The following is a 15,379-nucleotide window of genomic DNA, read 5'->3' as shown; positions in this document are numbered from 1 at the left end:
CGGGCCACGGTCCTGGCCTTCCAGATCGGAGTCTAGGGCCTCAGGCCCTGCTTCGGCAGCCCGTGCGCCTGCCCAACCACGATGCGGAACGCGGATCGCGCCTCTCGTGCCGGGCCGCCCACACCCTCATGGATGCCCGGGTCCGCCGGTTGCTGCGCCACTAGGCTGGCGCCATGCCCACACCGGACTTCATCCTCGAACTTCGCAAGCACGTCGGACACAGCCTGCTGTGGCTGCCCGGCACCACGGCCGTCGTGCTGCGGCCCGGTCCGCGCGGCGAGCAGGTGCTGTGCGTACAGCGTAGTGACGACGGCAGCTGGACCCCCATCTGCGGGATCGTGGAGCCGGGGGAGGACCCCCACCTGGCGGCCGTCCGCGAGGCCCAGGAGGAGGCCGGCGTCGAGATCGAGATCGAGCGGCTGGTGTGGATGAGCCCCACCGGACGCATGCAGTACGACAATGGCGACCAGAACGACTACCTGGACCACACCTTCCGTGCCCGCTGGGTCAGCGGAGAGCCGGCCGTCGGCGACGATGAGTCGGTGGCGGTCGGATGGTTCGACGTCGACCAGCTGCCCAGCCCGATGAGCCAGACCCAGCAGCGCCGCATCCGCATCGCCGTCCTCAACCCCAATGACGTCGTGCTGGGCGTGGACGCCGCCGCGAAGCTCTTGGGCGAGGACTGAGGCGGTGGCAGGACTGCCCGACGCTGCCTGGACCGACATCGACCTGGACCGTCCCGGCGCCGCCGATGAGCTGCGTCGCCTGGCCGCCGAGCTGAAGGTCGCGCCCCAGGTCGTCGCCGACGCCCTGGACGGTGTGCAGCGGCCCCGGGTGACCCGCCACCACGGGCACCTGTTCGTGCACGTCCACGTCCTGTCGTTGGCGCAGGAGGCCGGTGAGGACCATGACTCGCGGCTGAGGACGGCACCCGTCTCGGCGCTGGTCCTTCCCGACCACCTGGTGACCGTGCACCGCGCCTCCCAGTTCCCGATGGACCGGGTGGTGGAGCACTGGCAGGAGGACATCGAGGCCGGCAGCCGCGACGTGGCAGCACTGCTGCACGGCCTGCTGGACGAGGTGGTCGACGGGCACGCCGACCTGCTGCAGGACCTGGAGGACCAGGCCGAGGCGCTGGAGGACGACCTGTTCGGTGACCGGGGCCGCGCCGGCGGGATGCAGCAGGTCACCTACCGGCTGCGCAAGGAGGTGGTGCAGACCCGCCGCGCGGTGCTGCCGATGCGCGACGTGGTGGCGGCCCTGTTGCGCAGCGAGGACGACGGCTTCGTCGTACCCCGCAGCCTCCAGGGCCGCTACCAGGACCTGGCAGACCTGGCCCAGCACGACGCCGAGCGCACCGGGGGGCTACGCGAGATCGTCAACAGCATCTTCGAGACCAACCTGTCGCTGCAGGATGCCCGACGCAACATCGTGATGAAGAAGCTCGCCGGCTGGGCGGCCGTCATCGCCGTCCCCACCGCGGTGACGGGCTGGTTCGGCCAGAACATCCCCTTCCCCGGCTTCTCCAGTCCCTGGGGGCTGGCGGCCTCCACCACGCTCGTGGTGCTGGGCACGCTGGCGCTCTACCTGGTGCTGCGCCGCCGCGACTGGATCTGAGTCGTTGGGACCGGACCTGGGTCGTCGGGACTGGACCTGGGTCGTCGGGACCGGACCTGAGCGGCGACGGCGCCCGCCTCAGCGCGAGAAGCTCAGCCGGTTGACGGCGCTGCCGTGGTCCAGAGCTTCGGTGAGCGTGACGCAGCGCAGCCCGCGCTCGGCGAAGCCGGTGAGCACCTCGTCGAGCAGCCGCGGCTTGTCGACGCCGGTGACGGCCTCCTCGCGCGCCAGGTCGGACGCATCGGCGGCGCCGTCATGGGCCAGCAGGATGGCGCCGGGGCGGGCATCGGACATCGCCTTGGCGACGCGGTGTTCGTGGCTGACGTCCTTCCAGTCCCAGGTGGTGCCCGACCACAGCACCGTGCGCATGCCCAGTCGCCCGGCCATCACGCGGGTCAGCGGACTCTGCGCGCCGTGCGGGGGACGGAACCAGTCCACCCGGCTGCCCAGCACGTCGGTGAGCTCACCGCGCCCCCGCTGCAGCCAGTCGAAGGCCTGGCGGGGAGCCATGCTGCGCACCTTGCGGTGGTCCAGGCCGTGCAGGCCGATCTCGTGGCCAACCGCGGCCAGCTCCCGCACCAGACCGGGATCGCGCTTGACGCGGGTGCCCAGGACGAAGAAGACCGCCTTGGCGTCGTGCGTGGCCAACACCTCGGCCAGCGCGTCGGTGGTGCCCGGCAGGGGACCGTCGTCGAAGGTGACGACCAGCTCCGGGCGCTCGGTGCGGATGCTGGCAATGGAACCGACGGCGGGGCCGGCTGCGGCCTCCAGCGGGCCACGGACCAGCTGCTTGACGCGGGACGAGGTGGTCATCGGGAGCTCTCCTTGCGGTGGGCGGACTGTGGGCGAAGGTCGTCGGGGATCGGCGCCAGGCGCTCGCGCCAGCCACCGTCACGCACGTATTCCTGGTAGCGCAGGCCGGCAGCGGCCAGCACCATGCCGGCGCCACGGGCCGCGGCGCGGCTGCCGCGGGCCTGGTGGGTGAGGTCGTGGCGGGCGCGTCCCAGCAGCGACCGTCCGCCCCCGGCGACCATTCGGCCCAGGCCACCGGCCAGCAGCTTCGGACGGGCCAACCGGTCCCCGGCCAGCATCAGCGTCAGTACGCCGTGGGTGTTGCCGTGGCTCAGCGAGCGCAGCAGCACCCACTGGCGGGTCATCCGGTCGGTGGTCACCAGGTCCACCACGACCGCCTCGGGGCAGGCGACGATGCGCCCACCGGCGGCGACGATCTGGCGGGTGAGCAGCGTGTCCTCGCCACCACCCATCCCCAGGCCGGTGGAGAAGCGCCGCGCGCCCAGCTGGTGCAGGTCGAGCAGCAGGTTGCCGCAGGCCGCGGCCGGCAGCTCCCGCCTCGACTCCCAGCGGCGGCGGGTGAAGAAACCCCCGGCGTGGATCCACGGGTCCACCTCACCGGGGTAGCGGGTGTCGACGAAACCGGCGACGGCGGCCGGCCGGCTGGCCAGCCAGCAGTCAAGCATCAGCTGCAGCCATCCCGGCCCGGGACGGCCGTCGTCGTCGAGGAAGAGCAGCACGTCGCTGCCCCCCTCGACCCCGTCCTGGCGGCCGGCCGAGGACTGGGCCTCGTCGAGCGCACGATTGCGCGCCGCCGCGATCCCGGGGGTCGGCTCCACCACGAACCGCACCCGGTCCAGTCCCATCGCCTCCACGGCATCACGTCCACTGCCGGCCGGGTCGTTGTCCACCACCAGCACCTCGCCGCTCCACGGCGCCTGTAGCGCGGAAAGCTGCTGGTGCAGCATTTCGACGGTCTGGACGATCTGTTCGGGCCGGTGGAAGGTGAGCACGCCGATGGTGGCGTGCAGGCTCTGCTGGGTCTCGTGCATCGTCCAAGAATATGGCTTCGTCCCACCCGTCCAGTAGCGTGGCCGGGTCGTCGACAGGGGAATCCGGTGCAAGTCCGGAGCTGACCCGCAACCGTCACGGAGCTGCGCTCCCGAGCCGGAATGCCTGCCCTCGACCGGACTCACCAGAACCGTCGAGGCTGCGGAAGGAGACCCGATGCCGGCGCGCGCTGTCACCCCGCACGATGTCCTGTCACGGGGGCAGGGTGCCGTGCTCGACGCACCCCCGGTGCGGAAGCTCGGCCGGCTCGTGCACCCGATGGCCTGGTGGGCCTGGGCGATCGGCGCGGCCGTGGCGGTGAGCCTGGTGACCAATCCGCTGCTGGTGCTGCTGGTGGTCACGACGGTGTGGATCGTGGTGCTGGAGCGCCGCACCGCCGCCCCCTGGGCCCGCTCGGCCGGCGTCTACCTGTGGCTGGCGCTGGTGGTGATCGGCCTGCGGATGTTCTTCCAAGTGGTGATGGGCGTCAACCGCAGCGGCCAGGTGCTGTTCACCCTGCCCAGCCTGCAGCTGCCCGGCTGGGCCGCCGGGATCCGCCTGGGCGGTGAGGTCACCCTCGACGCCCTGCTGTTCACCCTCTACGACTCGCTGCGGCTGGCCGGCATCCTGCTGTGCGTCGGCGCCGCCAACTCGCTGGCCAATCCGCGGCGTGCCCTGCGCGCCGTGCCACCCGCCTTGTACCAGCTCAGCGTCGCGCTGGTGGTGGCCCTCAGCGTCGCACCCCAGCTGGTGGAGAGCATCCAGCGGGTGCGACGGGCCCGTCGCCTGCGCGGGGGTCGGTCCACTGGCTGGCGGGCGGTGCGCGAGGTGGTCGCGCCAGTGCTGGAGGACGCCATCGACCGTTCCCTGCAGCTGGCCGCGGGCATGGAGTCGCGCGGCTACGGACGCACCCACAGCGGCCAGCCCGTGGGCCGCGGCACCACCGTCGCCCTGCTCGGCTCGCTGGTGCTGGTCACCCTCGGCACCTTCCTGCTGCTCGGCGTGCCCAACTCCTCGCCGTGGTCATGGCTGGCGCTGGGCTGCGGGGGAGTGCTGGCCTGGCTGGGGATCCGTGTCTCGGGTCGTCGGCTGGCCGTCACCCGCTACCGCCCCGACCCGTGGCAGCGACCCGAGTGGACGCTGTGCGCAGCGGCGGTGGTTGCCGTCATCAGCAGTGCCGTCCTGGTGCGGCTGTCCCCGCAGATGGTGCTGCCCAGTCCCTCGCCGCCGTCCTGGCCGGGGCTCGACGTGCGCGTGCTGCCGCTGCTGCTGGCCGTCGCGGCACCCCTGTTCTGCACGCCCCGACCGCCCGCCGGGGAACTGTGATGTGTGTGAGGAGATGTCCATGATCGACTTCCGCGAGGTCGGCTTCCGGCATTCCGGGGCCGAGCGTCCGGTGCTGGACGGGGTGAGCCTCACCATCGAGGAGGGCGACCTGTGCCTGGTGGTGGGCCGCACCGGCACCGGCAAGTCCACCCTGCTGGGCGCCATCAACGGCCTGGTGCCACACTTCACCGGTGGCCACCTGTCCGGCGAGGTGAGCGTCGCCGGGCGCTCCACCCGCACCCACCGGCCGCGCGAGATGGCGGAGCTGGTCGGCTTCGTCGCCCAGGACCCGTTGGCGGGCTTCGTCACCGACCGCGTCGAGGACGAGGTGGCCTATGGCATGGAACAGCTCGGCCTCTCGCCGCTGGCGATGCGCAAGCGCGTCGAGGAGACCCTCGACCTCATGGGCATCGCCGACCTGCGCCGCCGCGCACTCACCGAGCTCTCCGGCGGCCAGCAACAACGGGTCGCCATCGCCGCCGTGCTCGCGGCCCAGCCCCGGGTGGTCGTCCTCGACGAGCCCACCAGCGCGCTGGACCCCACCGCCGCGCAGGACGTGCTGGCCTCCATCACCACCCTGGTGCACGAGGTGGGCCTGACCGTCGTGCTGGCCGAGCACCGCATCGAGCGCGTCATGCACGCCGCCGACCAGGTGTTGTGGCTGCCGGGCGACGGCAGCGCCGTGCTGGGTGATCCGGCCGAGGTCTTCGCCCGCTGCGATGTGGTACCGCCGCTGAGTGCACTGGCCCGCGAGATGGATTGGCCCGAGGTACCCACCAGCGTGCGCGATGCCCGTCGCAGGGTGCGTCGTGAGCAGGTCACGCTGCGTGCGCCCGAGGCCGAGGGGCCGAGCACCGTGGTGGCAGGGCCGGTGGTGGCCCGCACCGACAAGCTGCGGGTCAGCTACGGCGAGGTGCTGGCCGTCGACGACATCACCATCGCCCTCCACCCCGGCACCGTCACCGCGCTGATGGGGCGCAATGGCTCGGGCAAGTCCTCGCTGCTGTGGGCGCTGCAGGGGGCACTCGACTGCTCCGGCCTCGTCGAGGTGGACGGCATCGACCCGCGACGGGTGGCGCCCGCCCGGGCCCGCGAAGCGGTCAGCCTGGTGCCGCAGACCGCCGCCGACCTGCTCTACCTGCCCACCGTCGCCCAGGAGTGTGCCCAGGCAGACCGGGAGACTGGTTCTCCGGCCGGCACCACCGCCGGGCTGCTCGATGAACTGGGCGCCTGCCTCGACCCCGAACGCCACCCGCGCGACCTCTCCGAGGGACAGCGGCTGGCCCTGGTGCTCGCCATTCAGCTGGTCGCGCGCCCGACCGTCGTGCTGCTCGACGAGCCCACCCGCGGTCTGGACTACCGGATGAAGGAGGAGCTGGCCCAGATCCTGGCCCGGCTCGCCGCCCAGGGCAGCTGCATCGTGGTGAGCACCCATGATGTCGAGTTCGCCGCCAGGGCCAGTGACCGCACCCTGGTGATGGCCGAGGGTGAGGTGGTGGCCGACGGCCCCACCCGCGAGGTGTGCACCAGTTCGCCGGTCTTCGCGCCGCAGGTGAGCAAGGTCTTCCACCCCGAGGACGTGCTCACCGTCGCCGAGGTGGGATGTCGCCGTGGCTGAACGGGATCCCGGGCGACGAGGCCGTCGCCCCTCGGTGCTGAAGGTCTCGCTGCCCTCGGCGCTGGCCCTGGGCGTCGCGGCCGCCATGTCACTGCTGGCCTTCTGCTGGCCGCTGCTGTGGACGCCGCGCAGAGGACCCGGTTCCGACATGGCCGGCGGCCAGACCCCGCTGGTCTTCGCGCTGGTGCTGCCGGTGGTGATCGCGGTGGTGATGACGCAGCTGGGCCACGACGACATGGACGTGAAGGCGCTCGCGCTGCTCGGGGTGCTGACGGCCGTGGGGGCGGGGCTTCGTCCTCTCGGCACCGGCACCGCCGGCATGGAGCTCATCTTCTTCCTGATGATTCTCGCCGCCCGGGTCTTCGGTCCCGGTTTCGGTTTCGTCCTGGGCACCACGACCCTGTTCTGCTCTGCGCTGCTCACCAGCGGCATGGGGCCCTGGCTGCCCTTCCAGATGCTGGCCGCGGGCTTCGTCGGGCTCGGAGCAGGACTTCTGCCGAGGCTTCGGGGCCGTGCGGAGGTGGCGATGCTCGGCCTGTACGGCGTGCTGAGCGGTTTCGTCTACGGCTGGCTGATGGACCTTGCCTTCTGGCCCTTCGCGCTGGGCAATGCCTCGGCCCTGTCCTTCGACCCGACGATCGGCCCCTGGGCCAATCTGCACCGCTTCGTGCTGTTCAATGCCGCCACCTCGATGGGCTGGAACCTGGGCCGGGCACTGACCAACCTGGTGCTGATCCTGGTGCTGGGCCCGTCGGTGCTCAGGATCCTGCGTCGGGCCTCCCGCCGGGCCAACTTCGAGTAGTAGGCATACCGTTCAATGAAGATCTCCGGGTCTGATGCTCCTACCTGGTGTCAAGCGGCTTTGAGCCATTCGCGGTAGTTGTGGGCCAGCGTGTCGTCACGGCGTTTGCCGAGTTCGAGGTCGGAGATACGGGCGGGCCAAACGTTGAAGTGTTGGGCGGCGGTGGTGAGGGTGAGGTTCTTGGCTTGGCGGGTGGGGCGCAGGTCGGTGTAGTTCGGGATCTGGCAGTGGCCGGTCAGGGCGCGGACTACTTCTCGGACGAGTGCCCGTTTGAGGGAGCGGTAGACGGCTGCGAGTGTCCAGCCGGCGTCGAGGTGCTTGTCGCGGTAGCCGCGGGTGCGTTGGTCGTGGCTCATGCGGACCTTGATGGCTTGGTGCAGCGCCCAGTTGGCTTGTCGGTCGCCGCCGCGGGACAGGCGGTGGCGTTGGGTCTTGCCTGAGGAGACGGGGATGGGGCTGGTGCCGCAGAGCGCTGCGAAGGAGGCGGGGCTGCGCAGCCGGTCGGGGTTGTCTCCGGCGGTGGTCAGCAGGACTGCTGCCAAGGCTGGGCCGATGCCGTGGATGGCGCGCAGGCCGGGGTTCTTGGCGGTGGTGTGGGTGTCGAGTTGGGTGTCGAGGTCGTCGATCTCGGCGCGCAGGAATAGGTGGCGGCGCGCCAGGCTGCGCAGGGCTCTCAGGGTGGTGGCGTCGGCGAGGTTGTGGACCTGGTCGGGTCGGCTGGCGGCGAGGAGGTCTACGAGCTTGTCGCGGCCGGTTTCGCGGTATTTGTCGCGTAGTGCGGGGCTGGCGTTGACCAGCAGTGAGCCGATCTGGCGCCAGCAGGCCTGGAGGGATTTGGTGGCGCCGCGGCGGGTGATGACCAGGGCGCGTAGGGGTTCGATGGTGTCGTGCTTGGGGTGGGTGGTGGCTTCTCCGGACAAGACGCAGCGGGCGGCGCGGTAAGCGTCGAGGCGGTCGGTCTTGCCCTGTTTGCGGCGATCGGCGGGGCGGGTGCGGTTGACCTCGACGACCTGGATGCCGTTGCGGCGCAGGGCGGCGGTGATCCCGACGCCGTAGCTCGAGGTGCCCTCGATGCCGACCGCGGCGACAGGTCCGTGGTTGGCCAGCCAGGCGACGGCTCTGCGGTAGCCGACGGTGGTGGTGGCGAACTCGTGATCGGCGACTTCCAAACCAGTAGCAGTGATCACCGCGATGTGGATGGTGTCCTTGTGGGAGTCGATCCCGGCGACATGGTCGCCGGGGTTTGTCATCATGGTCATGGCCCGTTCCTGATCGTTGGTGTGGGTCAGGTGGCGGCCGTCTCGGTCAGACAGGACATACACCGGACTCGCGATCAGGCTCGTATTAGGTCATGGCCGGGCGGTCGTCACCCAGGCCTTGGAGAGCCGGACTGATCAGTTTGTCGGTAGCCCAGCAGGGCACCAGTCAGAGGCAGGGTCACGACTCCCCAAGGCTCTTACCATCATGTATGTCAGGTCAGGGGTCGTGAAGGTAGCTTTGTCCATGTCGAGGTCTTTGGCGATGGCTGTGTAGGAACTTCCATCATCCAAGGACCTCGATCCCTGTCACCACCCGGGGCCCGCTACCGAACTACACCCTCATCTGTGAAGAGCCTCGAATCGTTGCCTGAAGAACTCCGATTCTCCGCGCTACGCAAGGGCATTCTCCCGGCACGCTCACCCAACCCACCTCATCGGTGGATCGAGGCTTACGTTGCAACCTGCGTCCCGTTGGCGACACCGATGTGGGTACGTCGGCGACCCAAGGGGCTTGACCACCTCTGGCCTGAACCGATCTAGCCTTCGCGCTGCTGGTCTTCCGCCAAATCTCCCGCTTCGATGTCAGCTGCAGTCTGCTTCGTCGGCTTGATGTCCGCGCCGCCGGTTGCCATTGAGTCTTCGCTGGACTCTGCTGACTGGGTCCGAGCGTGGTCCATCATCTCGATGACCGGCCACGTCACCAGCCGAAGGCAGAACCACCACATGTAGAGCGCTGAGTAGCTCCACGCCGAGTTGTCATCGAGAAGGCCGTGCGCGACGTCGTTGCGTAGGTTCGGACCACCTTGGACGACCAGCATTGCCTTCATCTCCATGACCATCCCTGCACCAAAGACGTCCTCGGTCTCGGTCATGTCGAGAAGCGCCTTCAAGCTCTTCTCACTCTCCACGCCCTGCTCATCGACGAACAACGTGTACACGTCGTGCCGCCTCAACATGACGCGCACGACCTGCTCCAACTGCGGGACCAGAACAGAGACCGCAGCGCCGAAGTTTCCGCCCAAGCCGAGCGCCAGCCCGTCGCCCCACAACGTCTCGTGCCCCTCGGGCACTGTTGGCGACTCCACGCACAGCGACTCCATGTACTGCCGACTGAACCGGTGCTCAGTAGTCAGGACCTCTTGCGCAGGCTGGATGATGCCCTTTCCGAGCAATTGGGAATGAAACAACACCGTGTGGACCATCTCGGCCCACACCGCGTCCTCATCGGCTTGACCTGAAGACCCGGGCCTCGATGCGATCTTCCGGAAGTCAGAGGAAAACGTAGATGATCCAAAGAGGTGCCTGATGCCGCCCTCCAGCATCTTCGCGGCGTTCGCGCGCGTACTGGCTTCGTCTAGCGGCGGTGCGAGCATGGCAAATGCAGCGAGCGCGTCGAACTTCTCTGCGTGACCCGAGACTTGCGACCGTGCGTAGGACACTGCCTCAGTCAGATCGACCGGGTCCGACTGGATACGCATCATCTGCTCCATCGACGACTCCCGGCTCTCACGCAGCCGAATGCGGAGGTCGTCGATGAGCTCGTCGAGTCCGTTCTCGAGCCGGTAGGAGCGAGAGATGGTTCGGAGGACTGCGATGGCCTTCTCCAGAAAATGGCCCTCGGCCAGCACGCCTGCCTTCGGGTCGTCCTGAACGCGGGCATCGGCTTCAGCAATGTATGTCCGCGCAATGCGCTCACTCGCTGCGTTCGCCGCCGCCGGGTCCGAACCACCAAGCCATGCGAGTGCCTCACGCTCGAGGTGGCGTGACAGGCGCGGCGCTCTCGACGATGCCTGTGCCGCGATCGCGAAGAGCGCTTCGCGCACCTCAGCGCGCCCAGCAGCGTCGACACGACCGTGCTGGCGCAAGGTTTCCGCGAACCCCACTGTTCTGAAGTTGTCTGTCACCCGCCCGGCCAAGACCTGAGCCTTCAGCGCGTCCGACATGTCCTGTATCCGGGCCTGTCCGCCCGCACCGCGCCGCGCTGCAAGCGCGAAGGCCCGAACCCACGCGTCCTTCCCCACGCTGAACCACACATCGTCCGTCAGCGGCGCGGCCCAATAAGCGTCAATGGCCCGGTCCAACATCGCAACGTCCGATCGCTCCCCATAGACCCAGGCGACATCAGCGACCCGAGCCCGCAGATCATCACGTTCGACGAGAGGAGCGATACGCGCCAGCAACGCCACCTGGTCAGCATCCAAGTCCGCCGGTACCACAGTCCGCTTACCACCGAACTGCATCACAGGTGTGAACGGCTCCAGCCAGTCCTCAGCGTTCAGCATCGCCGACGACACCATCGCCAACACGTGTAGCACCAGTTCGCGAAGCCCTGTGACAGACGGATCGGCAGCCGCCTGCTCGAGATGCAATGACAACAACTCTGGCGGCTCATAGGGGTCATCAAGCGACGCCGCTGCCAGTACGTCCTCCCACCACGACGGGTCGATTGCCTCGCTCACCGTGTCCATGTCCGCTCCTGCGTCTCTCTCAACTAAGCCCGCCGCCATCAAGTGCACAAACTCTACATGTATGTATACTTTTGTTGTGAATGATGCCGCTCCTGAGTTTCTGAACGTGCGCGAGACAGCGAGGCGACTGGCCGTGCACGAGAACACTGTGCGGTCGTATGCCAAGCAGGGATTACTACCGGATTCCCGGGTGCCAGAGACGTCGTTCTACAGGTTCCGTGCGAGCGACGTGGAGCGCCTCAAAGCGCAGCGCGGAGCACCGGCCGTGAGTCTGGCTGCCGAACGACGGACCGCCAGTCCCGAATATGCGACTGCGAGCCAGCTCGCGCTCTGGCCCCAGACCAATGCCCGAGAAGCTCAGCATCGGCTTCCAGAGTTGGTGCGCAGGCTGTTGTTCGAGACCCCCGGGGCTGGCCAGATCTCGATACGGACAGGCGATGGGGTTGCTCTGGCCGGTAAGGACGGGGTAGCGACCCTCGGGGGGGCAGACACACTTGCTGCCGGCCGGACAACTATGGTTCGAGTTCGGCACCGACAAGGACTCCAGGCGCAAAGCCACCAAGGACTACGACGGACGAAAGGGCGAGGCATCGCAAGATGTCACCTTCGTCTTCGTGACCGTTCGTCGATGGCAGGGCAAGGACTCGTGGGCCGCCGAGCGACGGGCCGAGAAGCTCTTCAAGGATGTCCTCGTCCTCGATGCGGATGACCTCGAAGCTTGGCTGCAGGTTGCGCCCGCCGCACACCTATGGGTCTCGGAAACTCTCGGTCTTCGGCCCCGGGACGCGCTAACTCTGGAGACATGGTGGGGCCGCTTCTCCGCTGCCACCGAACCAGTTCTTCCGTTGAATCTTTTCGTCGCCGGGCGAGCAAAGGAGGCGCAGCGACTGCGCTCCTTGCTTAGTGAAGAACCGAGGATTACGTCGATCCAGACCGAGTGGGTCGACGATGCCTTGGGGTTCTTACATGCGTGTCTCACGCCAGACGACGACAAGTCGAGTGAGCCTGGCACTGTCACAATCGTCCGGTCAACAGGCGTCTGGGATCGAGTAGTGGCACTCCCAGGGTCCGGAATTCTGGTGCCCGACTTCGACAATGCAGACGTAGCACGTGCCCTTGCTAGCGGTAGGCATGTCGTCTCTATCGCCGATAGCGGCTCTGCCATGCGCCGCAGCGTCGACATCCGCCTGCCGAGGGTTGGCCGGAACGAGGCGGCCGAGGCATTCAGAGTAGGCGACCTCGACTGGCGTCAAGCCGATCGTCTCGCGGTACTTGCTCGTCGGAGTATGCCCGCATTGGCCCGGCGGCTTTCACGCTCGCCTCGCGTGCAGCAGCCAAGGTGGTCTCGGCCGCCGTTGGCCACCACGCTCGCCGCACTGATGCTGGCCAGTCGGTGGACCGATCGACCCGAGGACCTGCGAGTCATGAGTGAACTGGCCGCCGTTCCCTCAGTCGACCTACGGCGCGCTATCACCGACGCCAGTCGCGGATCGGATCCGGCGATCCGGAACGTGCGGAAGGTCTTTGTATTCACCTCCCTAGAGGAGGCGTTCCTCGAGTTTGGCAACCTAGTGTCATCAGAACTGGCATCGCGATGGGCAGCGATCGCAGTCAGCGTTCTCCTAGACCCAAATCCATATGAAGGCCTCAGATCTCACGAGCGGATCGCCGCTCAATTGAAGGGGCAACGGAGAACATATTCGCCTGCTCTACGGCACGGTATCGCCGAAAGTCTCGCCCTAGCGGGAGCTATGGAGTCAGGCTCTGGTGACACTAATCTGGCATCCGCAGCGGCCAAACGTGTTGTGCATGACGTGCTGCGTCAAGTCACTACCGGCACCGAGGGGCACACTTGGGGAGCGATCGCCGACGTGCTTCCGCTTCTTGCCGAGGCCGCTCCAGACACCTTCCTTTCGGCGTTGGAGGATGACCTTGCAACCAGAAACCCAACCGTCGGCCGCATGTTCCAGGTCGCTGACGATCCGCTAGCACTTGGGCCTTCGGGTCAACAGCATCACCTGTTGTGGGCCTTGGAAGTGCTCTGCTGGTCACCCGACCACCTCGTTCGCGCAACGCAGATCCTGACCGAACTCTGCCGCTATGAACTGCCGAAGAATTCGGGCAACAATCCACTCGCAAGCATTTCGACCGTCCTTTGCGGATGGATTCGGAACACTGGTGCAGATCTTGCGACCCGGCTCCAAGCGCTCGACGCCTGCCGGATCGTAAGTGAGACGACAGGTTGGGCTTTACTCAAGGCCCTGTGGCCCGACAGTAGGGCCTGGGTCTCGCCGCCCAATGAGCCTCGCTATCAACTCTGGAAGCCCCCCAGCGACCGGATGCCGAACAGCGAATGGTTCGCGTTCACGACGAGCTTGGTCGACCGAGCAATCGAATGGGCCAAGGCAAATCGCACTGCTCTACCATGGCTGGTGGAAGCACTGTGTACGGTTGGCGCGGATGAAGCGAGTCGGATCATCGAGTTTCTCGAGAACGAGGCCTCGCGCGGCGACTTGGATGAGGACGTTCGACTGGCCTTGTACGAAAAGGTCCGAGAGACCGCGGTCCGGCACGAACGTTTCCAGGACGCGGACTGGGCAATTCCGGCGGAGCGACGTGCCCGCTTACACAAACTGGCCGAATTGCTCCGACCTGCTGATGACCTCCGCCGGTTCGCGTATCTCTTCAATTGGCGCCCGGACCTGTCGGGTGCAGACCTGAACGACTACGAGCGCTACCGGACAGCGCTGGAAGTCAAACGGCGCGAAGCACTTGATGTTCTGTTTGCCCGCCCCGACGCGTGGGAGCAGCTCGGCTCAGTAGCGGTCCGTGCTGAGGCTCCGACACAGGTCGGCTGGACTCTGTCAACCTACGAGCCGATTGATGCTCTCGACACCATGCTGGGTTGGCTGGCATCGGATAGCGCAGCGCTTCAGGAAGCCGCGACAACGTGGGTCCGCAGCCGCCTCACCGTCGATGGACCAGCGGACCTCAGGCGAGCGCTCCAACGGGGCGACGTGGAGAGCGAGGCCATGAGAAGGTTTGTGCTCAGCGTCCCGACGGAGAGCCGGTTCTGGGAGGTTCTCCGCGAGTTCCCAGCCGCTGAAGACCTCTTCTGGTCCGAGGCGCCATTTGAGGTCGTTCCCCATGAAGATCTCACCAGAGCTATCGAGTTGCTCCTTGAACGAGCACGGGCTTGGTCGGCAATTGTGATCGCGAGCCACGGCACCTTCAACCCGACAGCAGACCAGAAGAAGCATCTCCCAAGCGCAACGCTAGTCCTATCCGTCTTGCGCGCGGCGATCACCCAGGACCCAGGGCGGGCGGGAATGTCACAGATGACTGGCCACTATGTCGGGACATTGCTGGACCACCTAGCCGCAGCCGACGTGCCAGTTGCCGACCTCGCATCTCTGGAGTTCGGCTATTTCAGGCTCCTCCAGCACAACCGCGAGCCACGTGCCCTTAACCAGGCTCTCGCATCGAACCCTGTCCTGTTCGTTGATCTCGTTCAACGCACATTCCGGGGTGCAAACGAGCCTCACCGTCAGAGCAAGAGCGCGGATCCGCTAACCGAGCATGCTTGGTGGGTCCTTCGCGGTTGGCACGGCTTCCCGGGACGACGGGAGGACGGCACACTTGATGAAGCTGCGATGCAGGAGTGGGTCAAGCAGGCTCGTCTGCAACTATCCGACCTCGACCGAGCGGACATCGGTGACGAACTGATTGGCCAAACTCTTGCCCGCGCGCCTGTTGACGCGGATGGAATCTGGCCACCGGCTCCAGTTCGAGATCTCATCGAGTCGATCGGGAGTCGCGACCTAGAGAACGGCGCAATCACCGGCCGACTGAACAGTCGCGGTCTCACGTGGCGCGGCGTCTACGACGGCGGCAGCCAAGAGAGAACGCTGGCTGAGCAGTACAAGCAATGGAGCCTGGCGGTCCAGGTGCATTGGCCCCGAACTGCGCGCATCCTGCGCGCCATTGCAGAGTCCTACGAACGTGATGCCGTTCGTCAAGACGAACGAGCTCAACTGGACCAGGATCTGGACTGAAGCCGCTGGCAGCCGTGGCAATGAGCACCGTGGCCGTCGCCACGTCATCCTCGCTGCACTGGTCGAGTTTCGTTGTCAGGTGCTGCCGCCGCTCCAGCTCAGCCTTGGAAGCGGCGGTGGTGGGTGGTGGCAAGGATGGTCACGGTCGGGGTGCCGACATAACGGAGGTAGCACTGGTTGTGCTCGCCATAGAGTGCCTCGAAACCTTCACGGCCAAGTACCTCATTGACTTGCGCGACCGCGTGAGGACGATCGGCCCCAGCCGTGCGGCCCGGTGGGAAGTCAGAGCAAGTCTTTCGTGTGCGTCCAGACGGTCATCCGATGCACGTTGAACCGCCAACAGATCGTGACCACGCTCTCGCCGTTCGTGCGGGCAGTTTGGAGGCTCTTCA

General features: G+C 67.2%; 11 protein-coding genes and 1 riboswitch. Of the genes, 7 read left to right on the top strand and 4 right to left on the bottom strand.

What is annotated here, in order from left to right; genetic code table 11:
* The first annotated feature begins 173 nt into the window (after positions 1-173).
* Together ACYVKA_RS01660 and ACYVKA_RS01655 are read left to right on the top strand one after the other, a co-directional pair.
* On the top strand, positions 174-686 hold the full coding sequence (locus ACYVKA_RS01660; protein ID WP_460702474.1) for an NUDIX hydrolase: 513 nt from the start codon (positions 174-176) through the stop codon (positions 684-686).
* 4 nt (positions 687-690) lie between these two features.
* On the top strand, positions 691-1,617 hold the full coding sequence (locus ACYVKA_RS01655) for a magnesium transporter CorA family protein (RefSeq protein ID WP_460702473.1): 927 nt from the start codon (positions 691-693) through the stop codon (positions 1,615-1,617).
* A gap of 78 nt (positions 1,618-1,695) precedes the next feature.
* Here ACYVKA_RS01655 and ACYVKA_RS01650 read toward each other — a convergent pair whose 3' ends face one another.
* Positions 1,696-2,430 (bottom strand): polysaccharide deacetylase family protein, encoded by a 735-nt coding sequence (locus ACYVKA_RS01650; protein WP_394275326.1) that lies wholly within the window; start codon positions 2,428-2,430, stop codon positions 1,696-1,698.
* Entirely contained in the window at positions 2,427-3,461 is a 1,035-nt protein-coding gene (locus tag ACYVKA_RS01645; protein ID WP_460702471.1) for a glycosyltransferase family 2 protein, read from the bottom strand. The genes ACYVKA_RS01650 and ACYVKA_RS01645 overlap by 4 nt, the downstream gene beginning before the upstream one ends.
* A gap of 17 nt (positions 3,462-3,478) precedes the next feature.
* Positions 3,479-3,607: riboswitch (cobalamin riboswitch) on the top strand.
* Between the two features lie 29 nt (positions 3,608-3,636).
* Between ACYVKA_RS01645 and ACYVKA_RS01640 the strand changes: the two genes are divergently transcribed.
* Genes ACYVKA_RS01640 through ACYVKA_RS01630 form a run of 3 tightly spaced genes read left to right on the top strand, consistent with a single transcriptional unit; the run spans position 3,637 to position 7,205 of the window.
* Complete coding sequence (locus ACYVKA_RS01640) at positions 3,637-4,785, top strand: CbiQ family ECF transporter T component (RefSeq protein ID WP_460702469.1); 1,149 nt, start codon at positions 3,637-3,639, stop codon at positions 4,783-4,785.
* Positions 4,786-4,798: 13 nt separating this feature from the next.
* Positions 4,799-6,403 carry an ABC transporter ATP-binding protein gene (locus tag ACYVKA_RS01635; RefSeq protein ID WP_460702467.1) on the top strand — a complete coding sequence of 535 codons (1,605 nt, stop codon included), beginning with the start codon at positions 4,799-4,801 and terminating at the stop codon, positions 6,401-6,403.
* Positions 6,396-7,205, top strand: a complete 810-nt coding sequence (locus tag ACYVKA_RS01630) for an ECF transporter S component (protein WP_460702465.1) — start codon at positions 6,396-6,398, stop codon at positions 7,203-7,205. The genes ACYVKA_RS01635 and ACYVKA_RS01630 overlap by 8 nt, the downstream gene beginning before the upstream one ends.
* A gap of 50 nt (positions 7,206-7,255) precedes the next feature.
* On the opposite strand, the gene ACYVKA_RS01625 is transcribed toward ACYVKA_RS01630, so the two are convergent.
* Together ACYVKA_RS01625 and ACYVKA_RS01620 are read right to left on the bottom strand one after the other, a co-directional pair.
* Positions 7,256-8,464 carry an IS110 family RNA-guided transposase gene (locus ACYVKA_RS01625; protein WP_460702463.1) on the bottom strand — a complete coding sequence of 403 codons (1,209 nt, stop codon included), beginning with the start codon at positions 8,462-8,464 and terminating at the stop codon, positions 7,256-7,258.
* Between the two features lie 536 nt (positions 8,465-9,000).
* Positions 9,001-10,932: a DUF4209 domain-containing protein gene (locus ACYVKA_RS01620; RefSeq protein WP_460702461.1), complete on the bottom strand. Its 1,932-nt coding sequence runs from the start codon at positions 10,930-10,932 to the stop codon at positions 9,001-9,003.
* On the opposite strand from ACYVKA_RS01620, the gene ACYVKA_RS01615 reads away from it, so the two are divergent.
* Both ACYVKA_RS01615 and ACYVKA_RS01610 read left to right on the top strand, forming a co-directional pair.
* Positions 10,931-11,641 (top strand): helix-turn-helix domain-containing protein, encoded by a 711-nt coding sequence (locus ACYVKA_RS01615; protein ID WP_460702714.1) that lies wholly within the window; start codon positions 10,931-10,933, stop codon positions 11,639-11,641. The genes ACYVKA_RS01620 and ACYVKA_RS01615 overlap by 2 nt on opposite strands.
* A gap of 715 nt (positions 11,642-12,356) precedes the next feature.
* Positions 12,357-14,987, top strand: a complete 2,631-nt coding sequence (locus ACYVKA_RS01610; RefSeq protein WP_460702459.1) for a hypothetical protein — start codon at positions 12,357-12,359, stop codon at positions 14,985-14,987.
* Positions 14,988-15,379: the final 392 nt, after the last annotated feature.

It is taken from the genome of Luteococcus sediminum, from assembly GCF_054783495.1.
The sequence above is the reverse complement of the archived record's forward strand: the minus strand, read 5'-3'. Positions and strand labels throughout refer to the sequence as shown.

Coding starts and splice junctions, on each gene's coding strand:
- ACYVKA_RS01640 (WP_460702469.1), top strand. CDS start 3,637: ATGCCGGCGCGCGCTGTCACCCCGCACGATGTCCTGTCACGGGGGCAG.
- ACYVKA_RS01620 (WP_460702461.1), bottom strand. CDS start 10,932: ATGGACACGGTGAGCGAGGCAATCGACCCGTCGTGGTGGGAGGACGTA.
- ACYVKA_RS01625 (WP_460702463.1), bottom strand. CDS start 8,464: ATGACCATGATGACAAACCCCGGCGACCATGTCGCCGGGATCGACTCC.
- ACYVKA_RS01660 (WP_460702474.1), top strand. CDS start 174: ATGCCCACACCGGACTTCATCCTCGAACTTCGCAAGCACGTCGGACAC.
- ACYVKA_RS01615 (WP_460702714.1), top strand. CDS start 10,931: ATGTCCGCTCCTGCGTCTCTCTCAACTAAGCCCGCCGCCATCAAGTGC.
- ACYVKA_RS01645 (WP_460702471.1), bottom strand. CDS start 3,461: ATGCACGAGACCCAGCAGAGCCTGCACGCCACCATCGGCGTGCTCACC.
- ACYVKA_RS01650 (WP_394275326.1), bottom strand. CDS start 2,430: ATGACCACCTCGTCCCGCGTCAAGCAGCTGGTCCGTGGCCCGCTGGAG.
- ACYVKA_RS01610 (WP_460702459.1), top strand. CDS start 12,357: ATGAGTGAACTGGCCGCCGTTCCCTCAGTCGACCTACGGCGCGCTATC.
- ACYVKA_RS01635 (WP_460702467.1), top strand. CDS start 4,799: ATGTCCATGATCGACTTCCGCGAGGTCGGCTTCCGGCATTCCGGGGCC.